We start from the raw sequence: 10,934 nt of genomic DNA on the forward strand, positions 1-10,934 counted from the left end.
GGCGGCGCTTCCTGGGGCGAGAGCGCCGTAGGCTGTTTGCGTGCTCTTGCTCGCTCTGGATACCGCCACCCCCGCCGTCACCGTCGCGCTGCACGACGGCACGGACGTCATCGCCTCGTCGAGCCAGGTGGACGCGCGCCGGCACGGCGAGCTGCTGCTGCCGGCCGTCGACCGGATCCTCGCCGAGACCGGCCTCAAGCTCGACGCCGTCACCGGCATCGTCGTCGGCATCGGTCCCGGCCCCTACACCGGGCTGCGCGTCGGTCTCATGACCGCCGACACCTTCGGACTCGCCCTCGGCGTCCCCGTGCACGGCGTGTGCACGCTCGACGGCCTCGCGTACGCCGCCGACATCGAGAAGGGCCCCTTCGTCGTGGCGACCGACGCCCGGCGCAAGGAGGTCTACTGGGCCCGCTACGCCGACTCCCGTACGCGCCTGACCGACCCGGCCGTCGACCGGCCCGCCGACATCGCCGACCAGGTCGCCGGCCTGCCCGCCGTCGGCGCGGGCGCGCTGCTGTACCCCGACACCTTCCCAAGCGCCCACGAGCCCGAGCACGTGTCGGCGGCGGCCCTCGCCGGGCTGGCCGCCGAGAAGCTGGCGGCGGGTGAGGAACTTCCCGCCCCCCGGCCGTTGTACCTGCGCCGGCCCGACGCCCAGGTCCCCAAGAACTACAAGGTGGTCACCCCCAAGTGACAGGACAGCCGACCGGACCGCAGACCGGGCCGCCCGTGACTCCTGTGCTGCGCGAGATGCGCTGGTGGGACATCGACCGCGTACTGAGCCTGGAGAAGGAGCTCTTCCCCGAGGACGCCTGGTCCCGGGGCATGTTCTGGTCCGAGCTGGCCCACTCGCGCGGGTCCGAGGCGACACGGCGCTACATCGTCGCCGAGGAGGGCGAACGGCTCGTGGGCTACGCCGGCCTCGCGTCCGCCGGGGACCTGGCCGACATCCAGACCATCGCCGTCGCCCGCGACTACTGGGGGACGGGTCTGGGCGGCCGTCTCCTCACCGAACTGCTGCAGGCCGCCTCCGCCTTCGAGTGCGCCGAAGTGATGCTGGAGTGCCGGGTGGACAACGTCCGCGCGCAGAAGCTCTACGAGCGCTTCGGCTTCGAGGCCATCGGCTTCCGGCGCGGTTACTACCAGCCGGGGAACGTGGACGCCCTGGTGATGAGACTGACCACGAAACCCGATGGCGGCTCCGCCGCGGGTTCAACTTCCGTACAAGGAACCGAGATCAATGGCTGACTCACGAGACGAGCCGCTCGTACTCGGCATCGAGACCTCCTGCGACGAGACCGGCGTCGGCATCGTCCGCGGCACCACCCTGCTCGCCGACGCCATCGCCTCCAGCGTCGACGAACACGCCCGCTTCGGCGGCGTCGTGCCGGAGGTCGCCTCCCGGGCGCACCTGGAGGCGATGGTCCCGACGATCGACCGCGCGCTGAAGGAAGCGGGGGTCAGCGCGAGGGATCTGGACGGTATCGCCGTCACCGCCGGCCCCGGGCTCGCGGGCGCGCTGCTGGTCGGCGTGTCGGCGGCGAAGGCGTACGCCTACGCGCTGGGCAAGCCGCTCTACGGCGTCAACCACCTCGCCTCCCACATCTGCGTGGACCAGCTGGAGCACGGCGCGCTGCCGGAGCCGACGATGGCGCTGCTGGTGAGCGGCGGGCACAGCTCTTTGCTGCTGTCGTCGGACATCACCTCCGACGTCCGCCCGATGGGCGCGACCATCGACGACGCGGCGGGCGAGGCCTTCGACAAGATCGCCCGGGTGCTGAACCTGGGCTTCCCGGGCGGCCCGGTCATCGACCGGTACGCGCGCGAGGGCGACCCGGCGGCGATCGCCTTCCCGCGCGGTCTGACGGGGCCGCGCGATCCGGCGTACGACTTCTCCTTCTCGGGTCTGAAGACGGCGGTCGCCCGCTGGATCGAGGCCAAGCGGGCGGCGGGCGAGGAGGTGCCGGTGCGGGACGTGTCCGCCTCGTTCCAGGAGGCGGTCGTGGACGTGCTGACCCGCAAGGCCGTTCGCGCCTGCAAGGACGAGGGCGTCGACCACCTGATGATCGGCGGCGGCGTGGCGGCCAACTCCCGGCTGCGGGCGCTGGCCCAGGAGCGGTGCGAGGCGGCCGGGATCCGGCTGCGGGTGCCCCGGCCGAAGCTGTGCACGGACAACGGGGCGATGGTGGCGGCGCTGGGCGCGGAGATGGTGGCGCGGGGCCGGCCCGCCTCCAGCTGGGACCTGTCGGCGGACTCCTCGCTGCCGGTGACGGATCCTCATGTGCCGGGCACCGGCCACTCGCATGACCACGACCATGTGCACGAGGTCAGCAAGGAGAACCTGTACTCGTGACGGTCGCGTTGATGTGGGAGGCGCGGGCGGTTCCCGGGCGGGGGGAGGAGCTGCTCGCCTGGGCCCGGGCGCAGGAGTTGGCCGTACGGCCCCTGCGCCGGGAGGTCCTGCGGGCCCCGCAGGACCGGGTGCTCGTCATCACGTGGTGGGACGCGGAGTTCGACGCCGAACTGCCTGAACTGCCGGAGCCGACGGGGGAGTTGGTGACTCGGGCGGTGCATCGGTGGCGGTTCGAGTCGGTGGCGGCGGACTGACTCCTTCACCACTTCTTTCGTTTTCCGTCACCTGAGCCGCAGTTGAGTTCGTCAATCAGGTGCATGGAATTCACCCCTCCGCTCGGCGGCAGTGACACCGACGCCCCGGACCTGCACTGGTTCAACAAGTACGTCACCTCGACGGTCACCCTGACCGACCGCACCGGCGGGACGCCCGACCAGGTCACCGCGTACGAGTACCTGGACGGCGCGGCCTGGCACTACGACGACGATGACGGCCTGACGAAGGAGAAGGAGAAGACCTGGTCGCAGTGGCGCGGCTACGGCCACGTCCGCGTCACGACCGGCGGCCAGGGCGGCGCGTCCGCGATGCGCTCGCAGAACGACAGCTACTTCCTGCGCGGCATGCACGGCGACCGTGAGACGCCGAGCGGAGGCACGAAGAGCGTCAGCGTCTCCCCCGGCTCGGGGGAGGGCGACGCGATCACCGACCACGAGTCGGCGGCGGGCTTCGAGTACCGGACCGTCAACTACTCCGGTCCCGGCGGCTCGGTGCTGTCCAAGACGGTCAGCCGGCCCTGGCACCACGAGACCGCCGAGCGGGTCCGCGACTGGGGCACGATCACGGCCAGCCTCACGGGCACGGGCGAGACCAGGACCTGGACGTCGCTGGACGGCGGGGCGGGCGACCGGTGGCGTACGACCACGACGTCGAACAGCTTCGAGACCACTGCCGGACGGATCACCACGGTCGACGACCGCGGTGACGACTCGACCGCGGCCGACGACAAGTGCACCCGCACCGCCTACCCGGCGGCCGGCGCGATCCTCGCCCTGCCGTCCCGGGCCGAGACGGTCGCCAAGGCCTGCGACGCCACCACGGACCGCTCCAAGGACGTCATCTCCGACGTCCGCACTGCCTACGACGGCCTCGGCTACGACGCCGCCCCCACCAAGGGCGACGCCACGCGCACCGCGATACTGAAGTCCCACGACGGCACCACGGCCACGTACACGGAGACCAGCCACACCTACGACACCTACGGCCGAGGGCTCACCACCAACGACCTGAGCGGCACGGTGGCGGTGAAGTCCGGCACGCTGACCCGGACCGCGCGCAACGACGGCCGTACGACCACGACCGCCTACAGGTCACCGCACAGATCACGGGCACCGGCGCCAAGCACCTCGTCACCCTCACCCTGACCGTCGACGGTGAGAAGCAGACCGTCACCGGTCAGTGGCTGCGCACGTCCGCCGGAACGCATGTCCAGATCACGGCCGTGCGCCACTCGGCCCGGCCCGCGACCGTCTACAACCTCACTGTCGCCGACCTCCACTCGTACTACGTGCTGGCAGGTTCCACGACCCTCCTGGCCCACAACGACGAGGGCGGATTCGACTGGGACAAGCGCTGGGAGGAGCTCTCGGGGGAGTGGGACCCGGGCGACCTGGACGACGACGGCTACCACGCGCCGCGCGGCAACCAGGCGGAGAACCGGGAGTTCAAGGACGCCCTGCGGGAGATCGAACGCAACCTCGGCCGAGACATCACGCCCGCGGAGCGCCGTGCCCTGCACGACCGGATCACCGGGCAGGGGTACGGCTACCATCGCATCGTCGAAGAGGGTAAGGGGCTGTTCGGTGGTGCCGACTGCTGAGGAAGCGATGCCGGAGGTCGGCCGCCTCCTGACGGGGGCGGAGGTGGTCTCCGTCGGGCGGGCGGCGGACATGGGCGTGATCGAGTTCGCCGGGCCGCACGGCGAGGTCGCCATGGTCCACCTGCAGTGCCCGTTCCGGATCGTGTGGTCGGGGCGGTTGGTGCTGGGCTCCCGTGACATGAGGTACGACCAGCCCGGTGCCGGCCCCGACGCGTTCGACCGGTTCGCCACGGTCTACGACGGGCGCGCCGGCACCCTGAACAAAGCCCTCGCCCAGGCCCACCCCACGGTCACGGCCGTGACCGTGGGCCCGGCGGGGTCCCTCACGGTGACCTGGGACCCCGAGTTCCGCCTGGAGGCCTTCCCGGACTGTTCGGGCAAGATGGAGGCCTGGCGGGCGTTCGTCCGCGGTGGTGAGCACCATGGCTTTCCGCCGGGGACGGTGTGAGCTCTCGGGAGCTCTCAAGAGCTCCCAGGAGGGACACCGCGCGTCACTCCGGTGCTGCCGACACCTCCGTGACGCACCGCAGCCTCCGGTCCGTCCCCGGCTCCCGCACCGGGCCGGTGAGTTTCAGCCGTGCCGTGTGCCGTACGTCCGCGCTGGAGGCGGCCAGCCGTAGCTCCAGCACACCCGGTTCGACCACCCGTCGGCCCGAGCGGTCCGTGAACGAGGACAGGTCGGTGTGGAACCGGAAGGTCACCCGGCTCGCCTCGCCCGCCGCCAACTCCACCCGCTGGTAGCCGATCAGCCGCACGTCCGGCCGGGTCACCGACGCCACCGGGTCGTGCAGGTACAGCTGGACCACCTCCGCGCCCGCGCGCTCGCCCGTGTTGCGGACCGTCACCGACACGTCGTACGACCCGTCCGTGCCGATCTCCGTCTCTGCCGAATCCACGGAATCCACGGACTCCCACGCGAACGACGTGTACGACCGCCCGTGCCCGAACGCGTACAGCGGTGTCGGATCCAGGTTGCTGACCTCGCCCGCCAGCCCCAGCGGCGGCTGGAGGTACGTCCACGGCTGGCCCCCGGGCACCCGCGGCACACTCACCGGCAGCCGTCCCGACGGGTTGACCCGCCCCGACAGCACTCCCGCCACCGCCGGGCCGCCCTCCTCGCCCGGGAAGAACGCCTGGACCACCGCCGCCAGCCGCCCGTCCCAGCGGCCCAGCGCGTACGGGCGGCCGGTGAGCAGGACCAGCACCACCGGGACGCCCGTGGCCACGAGCGCGTCCAGCAGATCTCCCTGCACACCCGGCAGCCGGAGGTCCGTCACATCGCAGCCCTCGCCCGAGGTGCCCCGCCCGAACAGCCCCGCCCGGTCGCCCAGCACCGCCAGGCACACGTCCGCCTCCGACGCCCGTGCCACCGCCTCCTCGAAGCCCGCCGGGTCGGGGTCCAGGACGCCGCAGCCCTGCGCGAACGTCACCTTGGCGTCGGGGAGTTCGGCGCGCAGGGCCTCCAGGACCGTCGGGATCTCGATGCCCATCGGCACCTCGGGGTGGTGCGTGAGGACGTGGGACGGGAAGGAGTAGCAGCCCAGCATCGCCAGGGCGTCCGCCGCGCGCGGGCCCACGACCGCGATACGGGCGTCCGGGGGGAGGGGGAGGACGCCGTCGGGGTTGTCCAGCAGGACCACCGACTCCTCGGCCACTCGGCGGGCCAACGCCCGGTTCGCGGGGGAGTCCAGGTCGATGCGTGCCGCGGCCGGCTCCGGCGTCCAGCCCTCGTCCAGGAGGCCCAGCTCGCACTTCTGGAGCAGGACCCGGCGGGCCGCGCGGTCCACCAGCTCCTGAGGGATCTCGCCCGACCGGACGGCCTCCACCAGCGGTTTCCCGTAGCACCTCACGGTCGGGAGTTCCACGTCGATGCCGGCCGCCAGCGCCGCGTGCGCCGCCTCGGCCGGTGATCCCGCCACGCGGTGCAGGGTCTGAAGGAATCCGATGCCGAAGTAGTCGGCGACCACCGTGCCCGTGAAACCCCATTGCTCGCGGAGGAGTTCGGTCAGCAGCGCCGGGTCGGCGGAGGCCGGCACGCCGTCCGTCTCGTTGTACGCCGCCATCACCGAGCGCGCCCCGCCCTCGCGCAGCGCCATCTCGAACGGCGGCAGGGTGACGTCCGCGAACTCGCGGATGCCCGCCCGTACGGGCGCGAGGTTGCGGGCACCGGCCGAGGACGCGTACCCGGCGAAGTGCTTGAGCGTCGCGACGACGCCGGCCGACTCCAGGCCCCGGACGTACGCCGCGCCGACCGTGCCGACCAGATACGGGTCCTCGCCGACGGTCTCCTCGACCCGGCCCCAGCGCGGATCGCGTACGACGTCCAGGACCGGCGCCAGCCCCTGGTGGACGCCGACCGAGCGCAGGTCCTGGCCGATGCGCCGGGCCATCTCCTCGACGAGCGGGGGGTTGAAGGTGGCCCCCCACGCGAGCGGGACCGGGTAGGCCGTGGCCTGCCAGGCCGTGAAGCCCGCCAGGCACTCCTCGTGGGCGACCGCCGGGATGCCGAAGCGGCCGGCGGCGGCGATACGACGCTGGGCGCGGGCCAGTGCCTGCGCGCCCAGCGCCGGGTCCACGGGGGCGGTGCCGAAGGAGCGGGTGAGCTGGCCGAGACCGAGGGTGATCAGCTCGTCCCATTCCTCGTCGGAGGAGTCGGCGGTCATGTCGTGCTGATGCGGGGCGACTCCCTCGCCGTCCGAGGCGGCGCCCACCCACACGCCGTACAGCTGGGCGGTCTTCTCCTGAAGGGTCATCCGGGAGAGGAGGTCGTCGACGCGGGCGGCGGCGGGCAGGGCGGGGTCGCGCCAGGGGGCGGTGGTCATGAAACTCCTGTCGGGGCGATGGCCCACTCGCGAATGTTTCGTTGTTCACCTCGAATGTTCCGGGAACCTAGGCGCGGTGAGAAGGGTTCGTCAAGAGGTCGCGCAGGGATACGATCGCCGCCATGACTGCCCGTGAGCCCGCTGAAAGCCGGACATCGCCGGGGGAAACCCGGACGACACAGAGTGAAACCCGGACGACATCGCCGTCGGCCGGGCGGTCCACGCAGACCGCCACACTCGCCGAGATCGCCCGCGAGGCCGGCGTGTCCGCACCGACTGTTTCGAAGGTCCTCAACGGCCGGGCCGACGTCGCCCCGGCCACCCGCAGCCGCGTCGAGGAACTCCTGCGCGCCCACGGCTACCGGCGCCGCCGCGCCGAGGCCAGCCGCTCGCCCCTGATCGACCTGGTCTTCCACGAGCTGGAGAGCGCGTGGGCGATGGAGGTCATCCGGGGCGTGGAGAACGTCGCCCGGGATGCCGGCCTGAGCGTCGTGCTGAGCGAGAGCGCCGGTCGGCTGACTCCGGGCCGGACCTGGGCCGACCAGGTCGCCGCCCGGCGCCCGCACGGCGTGATCCTGGTGCTGTCCGGCCTCGACGAGTCCCAGCGCGCGCTGCTGACCAGCCGGTCGATCCCGTTCGTGGTGATGGACCCGGCGGGCGACCCGGGTGCCGACGTGCCGTCCATCGGGGCGACCAACTGGCAGGGCGGGCTCGCCGCCACCCGGCACCTGGTCGAGCTGGGGCACCGCAGGATCGGCGCGATCACCGGGCCCTCCCGGATGATGTGCAGCCGCGCCCGCGTCGACGGCTACCGTGCCGCCCTGGAGACGGCCGGGCTCCCGGTCGACCAGGACCTGATCCGGCCCGGCGACTTCCACCACGAGACCGGCTACCGGCAGGGCCTGGAACTGCTGCGCCGCCCGGACCGGCCGACCGCCGTCTTCGCCGGCAACGACCTGCAGGCGCTCGGGCTGTACGAGGCCGCGCGCGAGCTGGGGCTGCGGATCCCGGAGGACCTGAGCGTGGTCGGCTTCGACGATCTGCCGATCGCGCGCTGGGTGGGGCCGCCGCTGACGACCGTAAAACAGCCGCTGACGGAGATGGCGGAGGCGGCGGCGAAGCTGGTCCTCGACCTCGCGCGGGAGGAGGGGACACCGGCGGCGACGCGGGTGGAGCTGGCGACCAGCCTGGTGGTGCGCAGCAGCACGGGGGAGCCTCCGGCGGTTTAGCGGGGAGAGGCCTGTTGCTGTATTGACGGGTGTTCCGCGGCGCCCCACACTGCACCGAAGCCAGTCGGTTGTTCAACCGAAACTTTCGGAGGCACCCGCACATGAGATCTCTGAGAACAGGCTTATCCCTCGGTTCACTTCTCACCGGCGTCGCGACGATCGGGGCCCTTCTGCTCACGGCACCCGCGGCGCACGCCGCTGACACACCGCTGCGCGACCTCGCCGCCGCCAAGGGCAAGGTCATGGGTACGGCCGTCACCGGCTCCAAGCTCACCGGCACCTACGGCGACCTCGCCGGCCGGGAGTTCAACGCGCTGACCCCCGGCAACGCCATGAAGTGGGGCTCGGTCGAGCCCACGCGTGGCACCTTCAACTGGGCCGAGGCCGACCAGATCGTCGCCTTCGCCGAGGCGCACGGCCAGCAGGTGCGCGGCCACACCCTGGTCTGGCACAGCCAGAACCCGAGCTGGCTGACGAACGGCAACTGGACGCCGGCCGAGCTGAGCCAGTTGATGAACGACCACATCGCCACCGAAGTCGGCCGCTACAAGGGCAGGCTGGCGACCTGGGACGTGGTCAACGAGCCGTTCAACGAGGACGGCACCTACCGGCAGACCCTCTGGTACAACGGCCTCGGCGCCGACTACATCGCCCAGGCCCTGACCGCCGCCCGCGCCGCCGACCCGAGCGCCAAGCTGTACATCAACGACTACAACGTCGAGGGCGTGGGCGCGAAGAGCACGGCGTTGTACAACCTGGTGCGGTCCCTGAAGGAGCGCGGCGTCCCGATCGACGGCGTGGGACTCCAGGCCCACCTGATCCTCGGCCAGGTGCCGTCGACCATGCAGCAGAACATCCAGCGGTTCGCCGATCTCGGCGTCGACGTGGCGATCACCGAGCTGGACATCCGTATGCAACTGCCCTCGGACAGCGCCAAGCTGACGCAGCAGGCCGCCGACTACAAGGCGGTCATGAACGCCTGCCTCGCGGTGTCCCGGTGCGCCGGCGTCACCGTCTGGGGCTTCACCGACTCCGACTCCTGGATCCCGAGCACCTTCCCCGGACAGGGCGCGGCGACGCCGTACGACGAGAACTACGCGCCGAAACCGGCGTACCACGCGATCGCCGAGTCGCTGGGCGGCGGCACGACGACCCCGCCTCCCACGGACGCGTGCACGGCGACCTACAGCGTCACCAGCCAGTGGAACACCGGCTTCACCGGGCAGGTGAAGATCGCCTGCTCGGGTGCGGCGCTGTCGTCCTGGAAGGCCGGCTGGACCTTCGGTGCGGGCCAGCAGATCACCCAGGCCTGGAACGCGACGTGTGTGCAGTCGGGGGCGGCGGTCACCTGCTCCAACGCTTCGTACAACGCGGCGGTTCCCGACGGCGGTTCGGTGACCTTCGGGTTCAACGGGTCGTGGAGCGGGAGCAATCCGGTGCCGACGGTGACGCTGGGCTGAGCGCGGGGTTCGGATCGGGCCGGGAAGTATGAGATTTCCCGAAGAAAACCCGGTCTGACGTTCCTGCCCGTAATAATTCGGACTTACGTTCCTCTCCGTGACTGGGCGAGACGAGAACGGGGACGACGGCAGACGAAGGGGCCGGCGGTCGAGAGCGCTGAAGACCGTCGGCCTCCTCCTCGCGGGCGCCCTGGTGCTGGGCGTGGGGGCCGCCGGCTGGGCCTTCTGGCACCTGAACGCCAACATCAAGAGCGTCGACATCAACAACGCGCTCGGCGACGACCGCCCCGCGAAGGCGGTCACCCCACCGTCGCCGTCGGCCTCCGCGTCCCCCCTGCCCACGGGGTCCCTGAACATCCTGGTCCTGGGCTCGGACTCGCGCAGCGGCGAGGAGAACCAGGAACTCGGCGGGGGCAGCAGCACCGGAGCCCGCTCGGACACCGCGATGGTGGTGCACATCGACGGGGGCCGTACGAAGGCGACGGTCGTCAGCATCCCGCGCGACACCCTGGTCACGCGTCCGTCCTGCCCGCTGTCATCGGGGGGTTCGACGGAGGTGGCGTACCAGACCATGTTCAACAGCGCGTACGCGATCGGCGGCCCCGTATGCGCGGTCAAGACGGTCGAGTCGATCACCGGCGTCCGCATGGACCACTTCATCGAGATCGACTTCTCGGGCTTCGCGAAGCTGGTGGACGCGCTGGGCGGCGTGACGGTCACGACGGACGAGGACATCGACGACCAGGACAGCCACCTGACGTTGGAAGCGGGCACCCACCACCTCGACGGCAAGACGGCCCTCGCCCTGGCGCGCACCCGACACGGCCTGGGCGACGGCAGCGACCTCGGCCGCATAGGCCTGCAGCAGAAGCTGGTGAAGGCGCTGCTGGAGCAGATCTCCTCGACCGACCTCCTCACCGACCCCACCAAGCTCTACAAGGTCGCCGGCGCGGTGACGGGCAGCCTGACGACCGACACCGGCCTGGACTCCCTGAGCGAGCTGATGTCCCTCGGCGAGAGCCTGAAGGGCTTGTCGGCGGGCGAGGTGAAGACGGTGACGATGCCGGTGGTCACGGCGGCATCGGACGCGAACCGGGTGGTGGCGGACGAGCCGGAGGCGAGCGAGCTGTGGGAGTCGTTGCAGTAGGAGTGCACGGGTTGCCGGGGCTGCCGGGGGCCCCGTGCGCCCGA

The 10,934-nt window shown here is 71.6% G+C and carries 10 protein-coding genes and 1 pseudogene; 10 read left to right on the forward strand and 1 reads right to left on the reverse strand.

Annotation, left to right across the window (positions count from 1 at the left end):
• Positions 1-40 precede the first annotated feature (40 nt).
• The 7 genes and pseudogenes from tsaB to PBV52_RS29440 all read left to right on the forward strand — a co-directional run bounded on the left by tsaB (position 41) and on the right by PBV52_RS29440 (position 4,680).
• Complete coding sequence (gene tsaB / locus PBV52_RS29410; RefSeq protein WP_274242392.1) at positions 41-697, forward strand: tRNA (adenosine(37)-N6)-threonylcarbamoyltransferase complex dimerization subunit type 1 TsaB; 657 nt, start codon at positions 41-43, stop codon at positions 695-697.
• A 56-nt stretch (positions 698-753) separates the two neighbouring features.
• Positions 754-1,251, forward strand: coding sequence for a ribosomal protein S18-alanine N-acetyltransferase (gene rimI / locus PBV52_RS29415; RefSeq protein ID WP_274249662.1), 498 nt, complete (start codon positions 754-756; stop codon positions 1,249-1,251).
• On the forward strand, positions 1,244-2,356 hold the full coding sequence (tsaD, locus tag PBV52_RS29420; protein WP_274242394.1) for a tRNA (adenosine(37)-N6)-threonylcarbamoyltransferase complex transferase subunit TsaD: 1,113 nt from the start codon (positions 1,244-1,246) through the stop codon (positions 2,354-2,356). Before rimI ends, tsaD begins: the two co-directional genes overlap by 8 nt.
• Positions 2,353-2,610: a hypothetical protein gene (locus tag PBV52_RS29425; protein WP_274242396.1), complete on the forward strand. Its 258-nt coding sequence runs from the start codon at positions 2,353-2,355 to the stop codon at positions 2,608-2,610. Before tsaD ends, PBV52_RS29425 begins: the two co-directional genes overlap by 4 nt.
• A 24-nt stretch (positions 2,611-2,634) precedes the next feature.
• A pseudogene (locus PBV52_RS29430) lies at positions 2,635-3,729 on the forward strand (sugar-binding protein); the annotation flags it as partial.
• 125 nt (positions 3,730-3,854) lie between these two features.
• Positions 3,855-4,232, forward strand: a complete 378-nt coding sequence (locus tag PBV52_RS29435) for a hypothetical protein (RefSeq protein WP_274242397.1) — start codon at positions 3,855-3,857, stop codon at positions 4,230-4,232.
• Entirely contained in the window at positions 4,219-4,680 is a 462-nt protein-coding gene (locus PBV52_RS29440; RefSeq protein WP_274242398.1) for a hypothetical protein, read from the forward strand. The genes PBV52_RS29435 and PBV52_RS29440 overlap by 14 nt, the downstream gene beginning before the upstream one ends.
• A gap of 43 nt (positions 4,681-4,723) precedes the next feature.
• On the opposite strand, the gene PBV52_RS29445 is transcribed toward PBV52_RS29440, so the two are convergent.
• Positions 4,724-7,054: a glycoside hydrolase family 3 N-terminal domain-containing protein gene (locus tag PBV52_RS29445; protein ID WP_274242400.1), complete on the reverse strand. Its 2,331-nt coding sequence runs from the start codon at positions 7,052-7,054 to the stop codon at positions 4,724-4,726.
• Positions 7,055-7,176: 122 nt separating this feature from the next.
• On the opposite strand from PBV52_RS29445, the gene PBV52_RS29450 reads away from it, so the two are divergent.
• From PBV52_RS29450 to PBV52_RS29460, 3 genes are all read left to right on the forward strand, one after another.
• A complete protein-coding gene (locus PBV52_RS29450) occupies positions 7,177-8,283 on the forward strand; it encodes a LacI family DNA-binding transcriptional regulator (protein WP_274242402.1) in 1,107 nt (368 codons plus the stop codon).
• 101 nt (positions 8,284-8,384) lie between these two features.
• Positions 8,385-9,743 (forward strand): endo-1,4-beta-xylanase, encoded by a 1,359-nt coding sequence (locus tag PBV52_RS29455; protein ID WP_274242403.1) that lies wholly within the window; start codon positions 8,385-8,387, stop codon positions 9,741-9,743.
• Between the two features lie 97 nt (positions 9,744-9,840).
• Complete coding sequence (locus PBV52_RS29460) at positions 9,841-10,890, forward strand: LCP family protein (protein ID WP_274242404.1); 1,050 nt, start codon at positions 9,841-9,843, stop codon at positions 10,888-10,890.
• Positions 10,891-10,934: the final 44 nt, after the last annotated feature.

Source organism: Streptomyces sp. T12 (genome assembly GCF_028736035.1).
GTDB lineage: Bacteria > Actinomycetota > Actinomycetes > Streptomycetales > Streptomycetaceae > Streptomyces.